Origin of the sequence: Trinickia mobilis, from assembly GCF_017315705.1 — a bacterium.
GTDB lineage: Bacteria > Pseudomonadota > Gammaproteobacteria > Burkholderiales > Burkholderiaceae > Trinickia_A > Trinickia_A mobilis.
On sequence record NZ_JAFLRF010000004.1, the window covers coordinates 38504 to 55258 of the forward strand.

The window sequence follows — 16755 nt, forward strand, 5'->3', positions numbered from 1 at the left end:
TGCAGGTAGAACGATATGGAAACCGACCGTCTGGTCTCGCTGCTGGCCGCCGACGTCACGCCCGTCGATCCGCATGCGGGTGCACGGCGTTTCAGCTGCGCTCTGCTCGTCGGCGCGATCGGCGCAACGCTGCTCATGTTGATCTTCTACGGTCCTCGGCCCGATCTGCGCGAGATGCTCGTCACGCCGCTCTTCTGGGCCAAGCTGGCGTTCCCGGTCGCGGTCGCCGCAGGCTCGCTTCTCGTCACCGCGCGTCTTTCGCGGCCCGGCGCTGCCGTAGGCGCGGCATGGGCAGGGATTGCCGTCCCCGTCGGCGTCGTCTGGCTTGCGGGCCTGGTCGTGATTTGGCTCGCGCCTTCCGCGCAGCGCGCCGAGCTGCTCTTTGGCCATACGTGGCGCACTTGCCCGTTGAACATCGCCGTCCTTTCGGTACCCGGCTTCGCTGCGGCGCTTTGGGCCGTGCGCGGGCTCGCGCCGACGCGGCTGCGGCTCGCGGGCGCCGCAGCCGGCGCGCTCGCAGGCGCTACCGCGACCGTCGCCTATTGCCTCCATTGTCCGGAAATGGGGGTGCCGTTCTGGGCAGTCTGGTACGTCATCGGCATGGCGCTTCCCGCCGTGGCGGGCGCGCTTCTCGGGCCGCGATGCTTGCGATGGTAGAAGGCCGACCGACCGTGCACTCGACAGAGACGCGACTGAGAGCCCTGCTCATCAGCAGCATGAGCGGCGACGCCGTCGCTTATCACACTTTCCTAAGCGAGCTGACGCGCCATTTGCGCGGCTACCTGCGCAAACGCATTCCTCAGCTCACGGACGACGTCGAGGATCTCGTCCAGGACATCCTGCTTGCCGTCCACAACGGACGGCACACCTACCGGCCCGAGGAGCCGCTGACGGCGTGGGTTCACGCGATCGCGCGCTACAAGCTGATGGATTTCTTCAGGGCACGGGCGCGCCGCGAATCGCTGCACGATTCCATCGACGATCACCTCGACATCTTCTGCGCGCCGGACGACGAACCATTGGCGGCACGCCGCGACATCGGCAAGCTGCTCGATCAGTTGCCCGACAAGCAGCGCTTGCCGATTGTGCATGTGAAGCTCGAGGGTCTGTCGGTCGCCGAGACCGCGCAGCTGACAGGGCTCTCGGAATCAGCCGTCAAGGTCGGCGTGCATCGTGGCCTCAAGGCACTCGCGGCCAGGCTGCGCGGGGTGGCTTAAGTAGTTGAGTGCCTGGCGCCAGCAATTCTCCTTCACCTCGACACCTGCACTGCAACCTCACGAATCAAAAAATTGGGTTCGCTGTAACCAGTCATTGATATCCGGCGAATTTACTGGCGTATCCACCACGGATACCTTCGATTCCTACTATTGGAGAGTTTTCATGTCCGCAAAGATCAATGTCAGTGCTGCCCTGCTCGCCGGCGCAGTTGCGAGCCTTCTCGCATCGGCGGCGCATGCCGCGCCGCTCACCAAGGCAGAAGAAACTGCCGCTCTCGCGGCTCACAAGGAAAAGTGCTATGGCGTCGCGCTGAAGGGGCAAAACGATTGCGCGGCCGGCCCGGGCACGACCTGCCAGGGTACGTCGGCGGTCGATTTCCAGGGCAACTCGTGGAAGTTCGTTCAGGGTGGCACGTGCACGAGCATTCAGGTGCCGGGCGGCGGTCACGGTTCGCTCACGCCGACCTGATCGCACAAACGACAAGAGGGACGGGACGACCATGAGCGATTCTAAGAGATCAGCGGCGGCGAACTCGCTTGGCCGTCCCCGTCGTTCGGCGCCCGGCGCAACCGGGCTTGCCGGCACCAGCTTCAAACACAAACACTTCGCCGCGATTCTCGAAGACGGCCTGCAAGACGGATTCTTCGAAGTCCATGCCGAGAACTACATGGGCGCGGGCGGACCGCCGCATCGGGCGCTTGCCGCGATCCGCGAGCGCTACCCAATCTCGCTTCACGGCGTATGCATGTCGATCGGCGGCCCGGATACGCTCGACGTCCGTCACCTCGCGCGCTTTCGCGAACTGGTGGAGCGCTACGAACCTGCGCTCGTTTCTGAACATCTCGCCTGGTCCTCGCACGGCGGGATGTTCTTCAACGACCTCCTGCCCCTGCCGTACACGAAAGCCGCGCTCGACAAGGTGTGTGAGCACATCGACCAGGTTCAGGAAATCATCAGGCGTCCGATGCTGCTCGAAAACCCGTCAACGTATGTCGCCTTCGCGTCGTCAACAATGAGCGAGCCGGATTTCATCCGTGCAGTCGCGCAACGGACGGGTTGCGGTCTGCTGCTGGACGTCAACAACGTTTTCGTCTCGGCGGTCAATCACGGTTATTCGGCCCGCGCGTATCTCGCGGAATTTCCGCTTCAATACGTAGGCGAAATTCATCTGGCCGGCCACAGCGCGCAGCATGACGACGAGAACGCACTGCTGCTCATCGACAGTCACGACCGGGCCATCGCTGATCCGGTCTGGGATCTTTACCGGTATGTCGTGGCGCGCACCGGGCCAATACCGACGCTGATCGAGTGGGACAGCCATCTCCCCGAGTGGCCCGAGTTGCGTGCGCTGGCGCTGATGGCTCGACGGATCGTCTCGGAGCACGAAACGCTACTCGTGGGGAACGCCGGCCATGAAGCCTGAGTATGGTCCTCTCGAATATGCGACGGCGTTCGCGCCGGGTTTGACGAATCCGGAGACGGCCGCGCCCGAAGACGCCGTGGCCGCGCGCGGAAAAGGCGTGGTCAAGCGATACAACGTTTATCGCAACAACGTCACGGTCGGCCTCATCGACGCGCTGGCCGCCATCTATCCCGCCGTCCAGCGCATCACGGGCGTCGAGTTCTTCCGCGCGATGGCGCGCTCTCACGTCCGCGCCACGCCCCCGGTTTCGCCGTTGTTGTTCGAGTACGGGCGGGATTTCCCCTCGTTCATCGAGTCGTACGAGTATGCGCGCGACATGCCCTGGCTCGCGGATACGGCGCGCATCGAACGCGCCTGGCTGGACGCGTATCACGCGGCGGACGCCGCGACGCTCAAGGCTGAGACTTTGGCGAGCGTCGATCCGTCATCGTTGCCGCAGGTGCGATTCGTCCCCCACCCCGCCGCGCGAATCGTTCGGTCGCGCTATCCCGCCGTCGCGATCTTCGCGATGAACCGCACGGACGGCCCCGTTTCCCCGCTGTGTTCGAGCGATGCCGAAGACGCGCTCGTCACACGGCCGGACCAGGACGTGATCGTTTCGCGCCTGCCGGCCGGCGGCGCGGCCTTCCTCATCCCGCTCATCAAGGGCGAGTCGCTTGGGGCCGCGGCCGAAGCGGCCTTCGACGAGACCGATTCCGTCGACCTGCCGGCCAATCTGGCAGCGATGATTTCAGCCGGCGTGTTTGCCGGCATCCAACAGGGAGCGTAATCAAGATGTCGACTCGACAAGAGACCAGACTGTCCTTCCCGGGTATCGTCGCGAATGCAATTGTGCGTGCGCAACGCCTCGTCGAACGACTCGCGCAACCGTGGTTCGTGCAACTTGTGCTGCGCATTGCGCTGGCCGTTCCGTTCTGGAAATCGGGCATCCTCAAATGGCACGGTTTCCTGCAACTCAACGATACGGCCATCGACCTCTTCACCGATGAATTCCGGCTGCATCTGCCGGGCGGCCCGTATCCGTTTCCGGCTCCCGCCGTCTTCGCCTTTCTTTCCGCTTGCGGAGAGGTCACGTTTCCGGTGCTGCTCGTGCTCGGCCTCGGCACGCGGTTCGCCGCCGCGGGTCTGCTACTGATGACTTGCATCATCGAATTGACAGTGCCGGACGGCTGGCCGATTCACATCACCTGGGCAGCCATGGCGCTTGGCATCGCCGCTTGGGGACCGGGCCTGATTTCAATCGACTATCTCCTTGGAGCCCGTGCGAACAGGTCATGAAAACACGAGATCTGGTCGCCCGGCTAACCAGGGACATCTCGCCGGTCGAGCGCAACGCCGTCCCCAAGCTGCTCAATCGCGCGCTGATGCTGGGCCTCGCCGGCAACACGGTCCTGCTGGTCGCGCTGTACGGTGTCCGAAGCGACATGCCGGAGCTGATCCTCACGACGATGTTCTGGGTGCGCCTTGTTTTCCCGCTCGCGATTATCGCTGCGGCCATGAAGCTCGCGCAGCGGCTCGGACGCCCCGGCGCGCCGCTCAAGTTCGCCTGGTTGGCGGTCGCGCTGCCTATCGTCACGATGCTGCTCGCCGCCGGAAGTATTCTGATGGCAACGCCGCCGGGCTACCGGCTTCAGCTGATGCTCGGCACGACATGGCGCACCACGACGGCGAGCGTCGTGGTGCTGTCTTTTCCGTCGCTCACCGCCATGATGCACGCCATGAAGCAGCTTGCGCCGACCCGCCTCGCGCTGGCCGGCGCGGGCGCGGGGCTGCTGGCCGGCGCGCTGGGAGTGCTCGTCTACTCGCTGTATTGCGCGGAGATGGCCGTGCCGTTCTGGGGCATCTGGTACGTGCTCGCGATCGCGATTACCACCGCCATCGGTGCGGCCGTCGCGCCGCATTGCCTGCGTTGGTGACGACGCCTCCCGCCATCACCCGCGCCTCGGGTTCTGTCGCGCTAACGCGGTGAAGTAGAATCGGTCGAACCACAAAGCATTTTCTTAGGCGCCAAACGGCAGCGGCGCGGCGAGCGCCGCTGGCATCGGAAGCGGGCGGCAGCGGACCGCATGAGATTGTCACCGCCCAGGCGGATGCCGGGCGCCGGCGCCGCGCTTGGCAGCGGGCCGGACAGGCTTTCGGCGACGCAGCCATTGCCGCGCTCATACCGAATCGATCCTTGCTTTGTGCTGCGCATGGCGGCCGTGATCTACGGCTGGCAGCTTCCCATAGCGGGCCTGCCGAATGGGGATCCTGTCGTAAGCCCCATCCGCCGAGACAACTCGACTTCCCCGGTTGCCATGCCGCCCTTGCAAATGAGAACACTTCTCAATTGTATTGTTATCAATTAGAATGGCGGCCGAAACAACTTTGTAATATTTCAAAAGGAGCCGCGTGCGTCTCCGGTTCGCACGCCACGTCGCGAACCGGAGACGCACGCGGCGGTCGTTGAACCAGCAACAAGCTTGAATAGGATTACTAATCTAATGACGTCGCGGCACGAAGACTCGAAGCTCGGCAAACTCGGCACCACCCTCGTCGGGATGCTCGCTGCTGGGCCGGCCCTTGCGCAATCGACAGCGGACAAGCTCGCCGGCTCGGAATACCCTCTCGCGCCGATCGAGGTCAAGGGCCAGCACCAGGACGGCTTCAAGACCGATCATGCCTCGTCGGTCAAATTCACCGCGCCGCTCGTCGACACGCCGAAGTCCGTCACCGTCATTCCGCAGGCGCTGATCCAGTCGAGCGGTGCGGCGACGCTCACCGAAGCGCTGCGCACCGTGCCGGGCATCACGTTCGGCGCGGGCGAAGGCGGCAATCCGCTCGGCGACAGGCCGTTCATCCGCGGCTACGACGCGCAGGGCAGCACCTTTGTCGACGGCTTGCGCGACATCGGCGCGACAACCCGCGAAGTGTTCAATCTCGATCGCATCGAAGTCGTCAAAGGCTCCGACGGCGCCTACGGCGGCCGCGGCGGCGCGGGCGGCAGCATCAATCTCGTGAGCAAGGCGCCGCATCCCGGCACGAGCGCCGAGGGCAGCGCCGGGCTCGGCACCGGCCGCTACCGCCGCTTCACTGCCGACGGCAACTGGCAGTTCGCAGACCACGCCGCGTTTCGCCTGAACCTGATGAGCCACAACAACGACGTCGCCGGCCGCGACGCCGTCAACAACTCGCGCTGGGGCGTCGCGCCTTCGGTATCGTTCGGCCTCGGCACGCCCACGCGCGTGACGGCGAGCTACTACCACTTGAAGACGAACGACTTGCCCGATGGCGGCATCCCGTACTTCTATACGGCCGGCAACAAGCCCTCGAATGTCGACACGATCTACCCCGCGCCGGTCGACCGGCACAACTTCTATGGCCTGCTCGACCGCGACTTCCGCAAGACCTCGTCGGACATCAGTACCTTGCGCGTCGAGCACGACATCACGGGCGACCTGACCCTCCGCAACACGACGCGCTACACGAAATCGAGCCAGGACTACATCTGGACCCAGCCCGACGACAGCCAGGGCAACGTCGTGAACGGCAAGGTCTGGCGCCGCGCCAACACGCGCGCGAGCGACATCTGGAGCATCGCGAACCAGACCGAGCTGTTCGGCGAGTTCAAAACAGGGCCGCTCAAGCACAGCTTCACGACCGGCATCGAGTTGTCCAACGAGCACGGCGAGCGCGACACCTACAACGTCGCCGCGGGCAACGGCGCGAGCTGCAAATTGGGCATCGGCGCGGCCTCCGGCTACAACTGCACGAGCCTGTGGTCGCCGAATCCGAACGACCCGTGGGCCGGATCCGTTAGTCGTGCGAACAACCTGTCCTACGCGCGCACGACGACGAAGTCGATCTACGGTTTCGACACGATCGAACTGACGAAGCGCTGGCAGACGAACGTCGGCGTGCGCGTCGACGACTATTCGACGCGCTTCACCGACACGCGCGCCAACGGCTCGAAGCCGTACTCGCGCGACGACACGCTCGTGAACTGGCAGCTCGGCCTGGTCTTCAAGCCGGCCGAGAACGGCAGCGTGTATGCGTCGTACGCGACGTCGTCGACGCCGGCCGGCATGCTGCTCGGTGAAGGCAGCGAAACGCAGTCGCTCACGCCGGGCCGCGGCGGCGTCGGCACGAACGCCGACCAGCTCGCGCCGGAGAAGAACAAGACGTACGAACTCGGCACCAAATGGAACGTGCTCGCCAACCGGCTCTCGCTGACCGGCGCGATCTTCCGCATCGAGACGACCAACGCGCGCGTCACGCTGCCCAACAACCAGTACGCGATGGTCGGCGACAAGCGCGTCGACGGCTTCGAGTTCGGCCTCTCCGGACAGATCACGAACGCGTGGCAGGTGTTCGGCGGCTACACGTACATGAAGAGCGAATTGCGCGACAACGGCAAGAACACCGCGGATAACGGCCACCTGTTCCCGAATACGCCGAAGAACAGCATCAGCCTGTGGAGCAACTACGACGTGACGCCGCAGTTCACCGTAGGCGGCGGCGCGTTCTACATGTCGCAGGTGTATGGCGACACGGCAAACCTGCGCGCGGTGCCCTCGTACTGGCGCTTCGACGCGATGGCGCTCTACCGCATCAACAAGAAGCTCGATGTGCAGCTCAACGTGCAGAACCTGTTCAACCGCACGTATTTCGATCAGGCGTATCCGGCGCACTACGCGTCGATCGCACCGGGGCGTTCGGCGTTTGCCACGCTGACTGCACGATATTGAATACGGCGCGTTGCCTACCCGATGCAGTCCATCACACTCAAGCAACTGGCGAAGGTGTCGCCGGACGCGATCGCGTCGATCCTCGCCGGGCCGCCCGAGCGCGCCGCGCCATGGATCGCGGCGGCGGCCGGGCACGGGATCGTCGAAGCGCAGGCTGTCTACGGCCAATGTCTGCTCGACGGACATGGCGTCGAGCGCGATGAAGCCGCCGCGGTCACGTGGTTCAAGCATGCCGCGGCGAGCGACCACCCGATGGCGATGAACATGCTCGGACGCTGCTACGAGCACGGCCGAGGCGTCGCCGCCTGTGCGCCGGTCGCCGTCTACTGGTACCGGCTCGCGGCGCGCGCCGGGCTCGACTGGGGCATGTACAACTATGCGTCCGCGCTCGCGCGCGGTTTCGGCATCGAACGCGACCGCGCCCAGGCCCTCGCTTGGTTCCGGCGCGCGGCCGATCTCGGTCACGCGAAATCGATCAATTTCGTCGGCAGCTTCTACGAGGACGGCTGGGAAGTCCACGCCGACTCGCTCGTCGCGCTCGGCTGCTACCGGCGCGCGGCGCTGGGCGGCGACTTCCGCGGCCAGTTCAACTACGCGCGGCTGCTCGGCGAACGCGGGCATATCGACGAAGCGCTGCGGTGGCTCGCGCGCGTGCCCCGCACTGCCACGCCGGCATTCCTCGCGAAGATGCATGCGTATTTGTCGGCATCGCCGATCGCGGCGTTTCGCGCGATGACCCAGGGCCGGCCGGCCCCGCACCAGGAATTTTCTGCATGATGCTTCACATCTCCGGCGTGCTGACGAAGGCGCAAGTCGCGCAATGCCGCCAAGTGCTCGATGCGGCGCAATGGATCGACGGCAACGTCACCTCGGGCCAGCAGTCCGCGCACGCCAAGCGCAACCAGCAGCTTCCGGAAGGGTCGCCCGCAGCGCGCGCGGCCGGCGACGCGATTCAAGACGCGCTCGGACGCCATCCCTTGTTCTTTTCGGCGGCGCTGCCGCTGAAAGTGTTTCCGCCGCTCTTTAACCGCTACGCAGGCGGCGATGCGTTCGGCACGCACGTCGACAACGCGATCCGCCAATTGCGCGGCACCGATTTCCGCATTCGCAGCGACCTGTCGGCGACGCTCTTTCTCGAAGCGCCCGAGGCCTACGACGGCGGCGAGCTTTGCGTCGAGGATACGTTCGGCGTGCATCGAACCAAATTGCCAGCGGGCGACATGGTGCTCTACCCGGCGTCGAGCCTGCATCGCGTGGCGCCTGTCACGCGCGGCGTGCGCGTCGCCTCGTTCTTCTGGATTCAGAGCATGGTGCGCGACGACAGCGCGCGTGCCCTGCTCTTTCAACTCGACGGCGATGTGCAGCGGTTGGCGGCGGAGAAGGGATCGAACGATCCGGTGGTGGTCAGCTTGACGGGGGTTTATCACAACCTGCTGCGGCGGTGGGCGCAGGCGTGAGGATGCGGGATTTGCCGATTACGGTGGATAAGGTGACGGGGGCTGTGCGGGTTTGGCCCGCCATCATTGCGCTTGCTGCGCTGCACCTCGCGTTGCACAATCGGAGCCATCTTCCCCGCGGCCCCGCACGATGACTTACGCCTCGTCCGCTACCGGACTGCTGCTCGCCGCCGGCCTCGGCTCGCGCTTCGATCCGCTCGGTTTGCAAAACAAGCTGCTTGCGCCTCTTCCCGACGGCATGCCAGTCGCGCGCGCTGCCGCGCACCGGCTGCTGCTCACCGTGCCGCAGGTGATCGCCGTCGTGCGCCCCGGCGCCGAGGCGCTCGCCCACGTGCTGAACGACGCAGGCTGCGATGTCGTGTTCGCGCGCGAAGCCGAGCGCGGCATGGGCGCGAGTCTCGCTGCCGGCGTGCGAGCGAGCTGCGAGGCCGAAGGCTGGATCGTCGCGCTCGCCGACATGCCGTGGATCGCGACGGCCACGATCGCTGCGGTTGCGCGCACGCTCGACGACGGCGCATCGATCGTGGTGCCGATGTATCGCGGGCAGCGCGGACACCCGGTCGGTTTCCACGCCGAGCATGGCGAGGCGCTTGCCGCGCTCGACGGCGATGTCGGGGCGCGCAGCCTCCTGGCCTCGCACAAACTCACGAAAATCGAAGTCGACGACGCGGGGATTCTGGGCGACGTCGATACGCCTGAAGATTTGCGGCGGTAAGTCCTCCCCTCTCCTTTGCCGTTTCTCGGCCGCGTTTTTCCACTTCACCGCATCCGCGATATTGCATTGCGTACACCAAACACTGTATAAATATACAGTGTTTGGTGTACGCCCCCACCGTATCCCCAACGATGCAAAAACGTCTTTGTCGACAGCCATACAGCGCGTGTCGCCGCGCTGGACAAGTCCGATGAAAAGTATCCGAATCGAACCCTCATTCGCTGCGTGGCGGCATATCGCGCGGGCGCTGCTTCAAGAGGCGGTTGCCCCGCATGAAGTCGAATGGATCGAAGCCGGCGAAAGCGCCGCGCTCCTGACCGCCGACGGCGCACCCGCGTTCGCCGAGATCGAGGCCGAAGCGGGCGCGTCCGCCGCCGCTAACGCCGGCCTCGGCGCCAACGCCAACGTCGAGATCGAGGCCGAGGCCAGCACCAACGCCGAGCCCGCATCCGCACCCGTGGCCCCCTCCGCGCCCACCATATCCCGCACGCTGCTCGCCAAGCTCGAAACCGCCGCATGCTTTCGCGCGCCCGATCGCTGGGCATTCCTCTACCGCGTGCTGTGGCGCTGGACGCAGGGCCAGCGCTCGGTCGTCTCCGCCCATGACACCGACGGCGCGCGCCTCGCCAAGCGTATCGAGGAGGTCGACAAGGAGCTGAAGCAGATGCAGGCGCTGCTGCGCTTTCGGCGTCGCGATCCGTCGCTGGGTCCGCCCGAATTCGTCGGCTGGTTCGATCCGCGTCACGACGTGCTCGAACGCGCCGCCGCTCATTTCGCGAAGCGCATGGGCCGCTCGAGCTGGGTCATCGCCACGCCCTATGGCGCAGCCTTCTGGGACGGCGCGCTGTTGCGCGTCGATCGCACGACCGAACCGGAAGAAGCGCTGACGTCGCTCAGTTCGACCGGCGAGGCGGCCACCGGCGACGCCGCCGAAGCCCTGTGGCTCGCGTATTACGAAAGCACGTTCAATCCGTCCTACCCCTACGAGGCCGCGTTGCCTTCGGATCTGCCCGTGCGTTACTGGAAGCCGCCGGCGGACGGCAAGCCGGCGCCGCCGTTCGCCGTGAAGCCGCTCGCCGGCGCGCCGCAGACGGCGCAAGCGGAATCCGCGGTCAGCGTGCCGCCGCCCGCGCCCAAGTCCGCAGGCGATGCACCGGCTTCGCGCCCGCCGCCTGTCTCGCTCGCGGCCTGCAAGCTGTGCGGGCTGTGGCGCAGCAAGGCGAAGCCGATCGCGGGCACCGGGCCGGTCCCCGCGGCAATCATGCTGGTCGGCGAACAGCCCGGCGAGCAGGACGCGTTGAGCGGCGAGCCGTTTCGCGGCGCGGCGGGCGAGCTGCTCGACGACGTGCTGCGCCGCGCGGGGCTCGAGCGTGCGTCGCTCTATGTGACGAACGCGGTCAAGCATTCGAAGTGGGAAACGCTGGAAACGCCGCGCCAGACCGCGCAGGGACAGAGCACGCTGCACGTGCACAAGACGCCCGCTCCCAACGAAGTCGAAGCCTGCGGCTATTGGCTCGATGAAGAACTCAAGCGCGTGCAGCCGCGCGCCGTCGTGGCGCTCGGCGCAACCGCGTTGAGAGCGCTGACGCGGCAGCCGCTCAGTTTGTCGGAGTACCTCGGACAGACCATCGCGCATGACGGCTGGCTGATCGTGCCGACCTATCATCCGGCCTATGCGCTGCGCACGCGCGATGCGAAGCTGCGCGAAGAGATCGTCGCGACGCTCGTCGCCGCGCTGACGCGCGCGGGCCACATCGCAAGCCAACACTAATAAAATTTCGCAGCGACGCGCACGCTGAATGGCGTATAACAAATAACGAGGGCGCTCTGCCCGGCCCTTCTCTTCGCAGGTGAGTTCATGAGCTACTGCATGCACACCACACCGATTCCCGAACGGCCCGCCGATCCGACGCGCGACCCCGAAGGCGATCCCTACGTGCCGCCATCGCCCGGCCATCACAACGACGAACCTCAACGTCCCGAAGGCCCGCCAGACAAGGATCCCGTCTGAGAGGCAGGCTGCAGCCGTTCACCGCCTCGTTCATTCATACAAAACCGCTAAAAACCTAGGGGTTTCCCCGATCTGCGCTGCATCAGGTGCATTGCCGTCAACTCGGATGGGCTCGGCTTTTCTCGCGAACGCGAAAGGCCGTTGACTGACCGACCACTCCAGACCAACTCAATGCATAAACTGACCTTGAACCAGAAGCTAGGCTCGATGATCGCCGTCCTGTGGATCGGCCTCGTCCTGATCGGCGTCATGGGCGCGTGGCAAAACCGCGCGTCGACGATCGCCGACAGGCGCGAGCAACTGACCTCGCTCGTCGACGAAGCGATGAGCATCGTCAACTTCTACTACACAGCGTCGCAGCAGCACACGATCAGCGAAGACGACGCCAAGAAGAAAGCGCTCGAAACGATCTCCAAGCTGCGTTACGGCAAGGACGGCTACTTTTCGGTGAACGATTCGCAGTCCGTGATGCTGATGCATCCGTTCAAGCCGGAGATGGTCGGCAAGAACATGTCGGGCTTCAAGGACCCGGACGGCAACAATCTCTTCAACGACATCGTGAAAGCCGCGAATCAGGACGGCGGCGGCTTCGTCAGCTACAAGTGGCCGAAGCCCGGCGCCGCTCAGCCGGTCGCGAAGACCGGCTTCGCGAAGCGCTTCGCACCGTGGGACTGGTGTGTCGTCACCGGCGTGTACATGGACGACGTGCAGGAAGCGGTGACGGCGAGCGCGCTGCGCTGGTTCGGCATCATCGTCGTGCTCGGCGCGGCCGCCACGATTGTCATGGTGCTCGTGCTGAAGAGCGTGCGCCGCAGCCTCGGTGGCGAGATCGAGCTGGCGGTCGATTCCGCGCGGCGCATCGCGCAGGGCGACTTGACCCTGCGCGTGCCCGTGCACCGCGACGACGATTCGAGCCTGATGCATGCGCTCGCAGCGATGCAGGAAGGGCTCGTAGACGCCGTCACGCGCGTGCGGACCGGCACCGAGAACATCAACGTCGGCGCCAACGAAATCGCGGCGGGCAACACCGATCTGTCGCAGCGCACCGAGCAGCAAGCCGCCGCGCTCGTGCAAACGGCGTCGAGCATGGATCAGATGACGGCCAATGTGAAGCAAAGCGCCGAAAGCGCCACGCAGGCCGCACGGCTTGCCGAGCAGGCCGCGGACGTCGCGATGCGCGGCAGCAGCGTCGTCGACGACGTAGTGCGCACGATGAGCGAGATCACGTCGAGCTCGCAGAAGATCGGCGACATCATCGGCGTGATCGACGGCATTGCGTTTCAGACCAACATCCTCGCGCTGAACGCGGCCGTCGAAGCCGCGCGTGCCGGCGAACAAGGGCGCGGCTTCGCGGTCGTCGCATCGGAAGTGCGCAGCCTCGCGCAACGTTCCGCCACCGCGGCGAAGGAAATCAAGGTGCTGATCGAATCGTCGACCCATACCGTCGATCAAGGCGCGGCGCTCGTTGCGAACGCGGGCTCGACGATGGGCGAGATCGTGCAGTCGGTGCGGCGCGTCAACGAGATCCTCGAGGAAATCAGTCACGCATCGCGCGAACAGAGCGCGGGCATCGAGCAAGTGAATCGCGCAGTCGGCGAGATGGATCAGGTCACGCAGCAGAATGCCGCGCTGGTCGAGGAAGCGGCGGCGGCGGCGCATTCGTTGAAGGACCAGGTGGGTTCATTGCGCGAAGCGATCTCGAGTTTTGCGTTGCCGGCTTGATCGCGCGTTCCAAAGGGCCGTGCGGCTTCGCTAGACAGCGCCGGGAGGGCAAGCCCATGCGGGCCATGGTATTCGACGGAAACTCGCCAGTTTTGCAAGACATGCAGGTAGCCGATCCGCAACCGGGCGCCGGTCAACTGCTGATCGACGTCCACGCTTGCGGCGTCTGCCGCACCGACCTGCATGTGATCGACGGCGAACTTGCGCATCCAAAGCGCCCGTTGATACCCGGTCACGAAATCGTCGGAACCGTGGCCGCGCTGGGGACGAACGTCACCGGGTTTGCGATCGGCGACCGGGTCGGCGTGCCGTGGACCGGCCATACCTGCGGACATTGCCGCTACTGTCGAAGCGGCCGCGAAAACCTGTGCGATGCGCCCGCCTTCACCGGCTACACGCTCGACGGCGGCTACGCGGAACGCACCGTGGCCGACAGCCGCTATTGCTTTCATCTGCCCGCCCGCTATTCCGATGTGGAGGCGGCGCCGCTGCTGTGCGCGGGATTGATCGGCTATCGCACGCTCGCGATGGCCGGCGACGCGCAACGTATCGGCATCTATGGATTCGGCGCCGCCGCGCACATCGTCGCGCAAGTCGCGCATCATCAGGGCCGCGACGTCTACGCGTTCACTCGTCCCGGCGCAACCGCCCCGCAGCAGTTTGCGCGGCGGCTAGGCGCGCGCTGGGCCGGCGGCAGCGACGAAAGCCCGCCCGACAGGCTCGATGCCGCACTGATCTTCGCGCCCGCCGGCTCGCTCGTACCTGCCGCGCTGCGGGCGGTCGCCAAGGGCGGCATCGTCGTGTGCGGCGGGATTCACATGACCGACATCCCGTCGTTTCCGTACGCGCTGCTGTGGGAGGAACGCCGCATCGTCTCGGTCGCCAATCTCACGCGTGCGGACGGTCAAGCGTTCATGACGCTCGCAGAAGACACGCCTTTGCAAATCAAAGCGTCTGCCTATCCGCTTGCCGACGCCAACCGCGCTTTGAACGATCTGCGCAACGGCGCGCTCGTCGGGGCCGCCGTGCTGACGATGCGGTAAACCGTCTACAGGCGCGCGTTCATTCGACCGATGCGACGTTTTCTGTTTCGACATCGGCAGCCGGCCGAATCAGACTTGAGCGCCCTGCTTGTGCGGTGTGCTGAACCGCAAGTTCGAAGAACGCCTGCGAACTCGGCGACAGCGAGCGGCCTCTCAGCCAGACCATGTGCAATGCCCGTTCGATCCGCAAATCGGCCACGTTCAGCACCTTGAGTTCGCCGCGCCGCACTTCATCCTCGACGCTTAGCGTCGAGACGTAGGCAACCGCGCGCCGCGCAAGCAGCATCCGCTTGATCGCCTCGGTGTCGCTGACCGACATCGACGGGATCATCTTGAGGCCGGCACGCGCATAGGCACTCTCGACTACCGCGCGCGTTCCGGAGCCCGGTTCGCGAAGGATGACCGCCTCCGTAGCCAGTTCGCGGGCAAAAAGTCCATGCGCCGCTTCACGATAGCCCGCCGCGGCCGTGAGGACGATCTCGTCGGACCCGATGAACCGCGCCTGAAGACGCGTTTCGTCGTAAGGCCCTTCGATGAAGCCGAGCGAAAACTCGCCGTTGCACAAGCCGTCTTCGACCTGTTGCGTATTCGTCACCGTCAGATCGATGCTGACCTTTGGAAAGAGCGCGTTGAATTTCGCGATCATGTCCGGCACCAGATAGACGCCCACTGTCGCGCTTGCGCCGATTTTCAGCTGCCCGGAGCCAAGGCCCGCCACCTCTTTCAACTCCGCCCGCGCCGCATCCGCGAGCGTAAAGATCCGCTCCGCATAGCCGAACAGCAGCTTTCCCGCGAGCGTCAGCGAAATGCCGCGCGGGAGCCGGTCGAACAGCAACAAGCCGAGACGATCTTCGAGTTCGCGGATTTCCCGGCTGACTGCCGGCTGGCTCACCCGCAAACGATGAGCGCCGCCGCTAAGGCTGCCCGCGCGGGCCACTTCATAAAAGGCTAACAAATGCGTGAAGTTCATGGGCGATGCCTGGCAGCACTTCCTTAAGCGGTGTCGCGCTTTCGCGCTGCCGCTTTTACGACTGCAGCGGGCAATAGTGAACGTGCCGCAATCGTAGGCGCCATTCCTCATGCATTAAAGCCGCCCACAGGCGAAAGTCCGTTTCCTGAGGAAAACGATCGCGCTCGCTTCCCGCTTCAATGCACTGCTTAGGACGACATAAGCAAAAGGCAGTTCTGGGGTGCCTATTTTGTATTTTTCATGAAGTCGATCGCAACCTAGGCTTGCAGCTCCCTACTACGGACTCGCTTGGCTATGTCGATCTCTCTCTCCCCAAAGGACACTTTCTCCCGCATCAAAACCTCGTCATCCTTAAGATTTGTCATCAGAGTGGCTCCCGGCATCGCTCTTTGTTTGGCGGTGACGTTCGGCGCGTGGTGTCTCCAGATTGCCGAAGCGCACCTCTTCGGGCGCGCATGGCTCGAATCGCTCGTGCTTGCCATCCTGCTCGGCACATTGGTCAGAAGCCTCTGGTCACCCGGCGATCGATGGCTGTCCGGCATTTCGTATAGCGCGAAAACATTGCTCGAAGTTGCCGTCATGTTGCTCGGCGCTTCGTTTAGCGCCGCTGCATTGGAAGCGACCGGCATCGGATTGCTGCTAGGCATTGTCGCGATCGTCATCGTCGCAATTGGCGTGAGCTATGCCATCGGGCGCGTGCTCAAATTGAGCTGGCGCATGGCGCTGCTCGTCGCGTGCGGCAACTCCATTTGCGGAAATTCGGCGATCGCCGCCGTCGCCCCTGTGATAGGCGCGAACCGCGACGACGTCGCCGCATCGATCGCGTTTACCGCCGTGCTCGGCGTGTTGGTGGTGCTGGGTCTTCCGCTCTTGTCCCTTTCCCTGCATTTGAATTCGGTTCAATATGGCGCGCTTGCAGGGCTGACCGTCTATGCGGTGCCGCAAGTCCTCGCCGCCACGGTTCCCGTTTCCGCGCTCAGCGCCCACATCGGCACGCTGGTCAAACTCGTACGCGTTCTCATGCTCGGACCGGTGATTCTGCTGCTTTCCGTCGTCACTCGCCGGCACAAAGCCGAGTCCTGCTCGCCGGCTGGCGGCAATCGCACGACAGCCCCCAAAAGCAACGCATCGAAAAAGCTGGTGCCCTGGTTCATCATCGGTTTTCTGGTGCTTAGCGGCGTGCGCTCAGCAGGTCTCTTTCCGGCCGCGTTATTGGCGCCTGCCAATCAGATCGGCAGCCTGTTCACGATCGTTTCGATGGCGGCGCTAGGTCTCGGCGTCGACATCCGGACCGTCGCGAAAGCTGGGCCGCGCGTGACCGCCGCAGTCGTGCTGTCCATCGTCGCGCTTGCCGCGATGAGCCTGCTCCTGATCCTTGCGCTGCGAGTCGCTTGAAGCCGCCGACGCCCGCTAAGCGCGCTTCGATTCATCGAAAAGGCTGCGTTCCGTATCGGTTGCGCAGCCCGCAC

General features: G+C 64.9%; 17 protein-coding genes. 16 read left to right on the forward strand and 1 reads right to left on the reverse strand.

The window, feature by feature from the left end; genetic code table 11:
- Nucleotides 1–15 precede the first annotated feature (15 nt).
- The 15 genes from J3489_RS06975 (at nt 16) to J3489_RS07045 (ending at nt 14316) form a co-directional block, all read left to right on the forward strand.
- Complete coding sequence (locus J3489_RS06975; protein ID WP_206996990.1) at nt 16–657, forward strand: DUF1109 domain-containing protein; 642 nt, start codon at nt 16–18, stop codon at nt 655–657.
- The gene (locus J3489_RS06980) at nt 651–1217 is read left to right on the forward strand and encodes a sigma-70 family RNA polymerase sigma factor (RefSeq protein WP_242539845.1); all 567 of its coding nucleotides are present in this window, start codon (nt 651–653) and stop codon (nt 1215–1217) included. The genes J3489_RS06975 and J3489_RS06980 overlap by 7 nt, the downstream gene beginning before the upstream one ends.
- Before the next feature lie 163 nt (nt 1218–1380).
- Nucleotides 1381–1686 (forward strand): BufA1 family periplasmic bufferin-type metallophore, encoded by a 306-nt coding sequence (locus J3489_RS06985; protein WP_206996991.1) that lies wholly within the window; start codon nt 1381–1383, stop codon nt 1684–1686.
- Between the two features lie 31 nt (nt 1687–1717).
- The gene (bufB, locus tag J3489_RS06990; protein ID WP_206996992.1) at nt 1718–2641 is read left to right on the forward strand and encodes an MNIO family bufferin maturase; all 924 of its coding nucleotides are present in this window, start codon (nt 1718–1720) and stop codon (nt 2639–2641) included.
- Nucleotides 2631–3410 carry an HvfC/BufC N-terminal domain-containing protein gene (locus tag J3489_RS06995; protein ID WP_206996993.1) on the forward strand — a complete coding sequence of 260 codons (780 nt, stop codon included), beginning with the start codon at nt 2631–2633 and terminating at the stop codon, nt 3408–3410. Before bufB ends, J3489_RS06995 begins: the two co-directional genes overlap by 11 nt.
- 5 nt (nt 3411–3415) lie before the next feature.
- Nucleotides 3416–3919, forward strand: coding sequence for a DoxX family protein (locus J3489_RS07000; RefSeq protein WP_206996994.1), 504 nt, complete (start codon nt 3416–3418; stop codon nt 3917–3919).
- Nucleotides 3916–4557, forward strand: coding sequence for a DUF1109 domain-containing protein (locus tag J3489_RS07005; RefSeq protein WP_206996995.1), 642 nt, complete (start codon nt 3916–3918; stop codon nt 4555–4557). The genes J3489_RS07000 and J3489_RS07005 overlap by 4 nt, the downstream gene beginning before the upstream one ends.
- A gap of 567 nt (nt 4558–5124) precedes the next feature.
- A complete protein-coding gene (locus J3489_RS07010) occupies nt 5125–7368 on the forward strand; it encodes a TonB-dependent receptor (protein WP_206996996.1) in 2244 nt (747 codons plus the stop codon).
- A 21-nt stretch (nt 7369–7389) separates the two neighbouring features.
- Complete coding sequence (locus J3489_RS07015) at nt 7390–8145, forward strand: tetratricopeptide repeat protein (protein WP_206996997.1); 756 nt, start codon at nt 7390–7392, stop codon at nt 8143–8145.
- The gene (locus tag J3489_RS07020) at nt 8142–8825 is read left to right on the forward strand and encodes a Fe2+-dependent dioxygenase (protein ID WP_206996998.1); all 684 of its coding nucleotides are present in this window, start codon (nt 8142–8144) and stop codon (nt 8823–8825) included. Before J3489_RS07015 ends, J3489_RS07020 begins: the two co-directional genes overlap by 4 nt.
- A 130-nt stretch (nt 8826–8955) precedes the next feature.
- Nucleotides 8956–9540, forward strand: a complete 585-nt coding sequence (locus J3489_RS07025; RefSeq protein ID WP_206996999.1) for a nucleotidyltransferase family protein — start codon at nt 8956–8958, stop codon at nt 9538–9540.
- A 190-nt stretch (nt 9541–9730) separates the two neighbouring features.
- Complete coding sequence (locus J3489_RS07030) at nt 9731–11311, forward strand: TIGR03915 family putative DNA repair protein (RefSeq protein WP_206997000.1); 1581 nt, start codon at nt 9731–9733, stop codon at nt 11309–11311.
- A gap of 87 nt (nt 11312–11398) precedes the next feature.
- A complete protein-coding gene (locus J3489_RS07035; RefSeq protein ID WP_175425784.1) occupies nt 11399–11551 on the forward strand; it encodes a hypothetical protein in 153 nt (50 codons plus the stop codon).
- A 180-nt stretch (nt 11552–11731) separates the two neighbouring features.
- Entirely contained in the window at nt 11732–13273 is a 1542-nt protein-coding gene (locus J3489_RS07040; protein WP_242539874.1) for a methyl-accepting chemotaxis protein, read from the forward strand.
- A 56-nt stretch (nt 13274–13329) separates the two neighbouring features.
- The gene (locus tag J3489_RS07045; protein WP_206997001.1) at nt 13330–14316 is read left to right on the forward strand and encodes a zinc-dependent alcohol dehydrogenase family protein; all 987 of its coding nucleotides are present in this window, start codon (nt 13330–13332) and stop codon (nt 14314–14316) included.
- 19 nt (nt 14317–14335) lie between these two features.
- On the opposite strand, the gene J3489_RS07050 is transcribed toward J3489_RS07045, so the two are convergent.
- Nucleotides 14336–15286 carry a LysR family transcriptional regulator gene (locus J3489_RS07050; protein WP_206997002.1) on the reverse strand — a complete coding sequence of 317 codons (951 nt, stop codon included), beginning with the start codon at nt 15284–15286 and terminating at the stop codon, nt 14336–14338.
- Nucleotides 15287–15655: 369 nt separating this feature from the next.
- Between J3489_RS07050 and J3489_RS07055 the strand changes: the two genes are divergently transcribed.
- A complete protein-coding gene (locus tag J3489_RS07055) occupies nt 15656–16681 on the forward strand; it encodes a YeiH family protein (protein WP_309491344.1) in 1026 nt (341 codons plus the stop codon).
- The last annotated feature ends 74 nt before the right edge of the window (nt 16682–16755 follow it).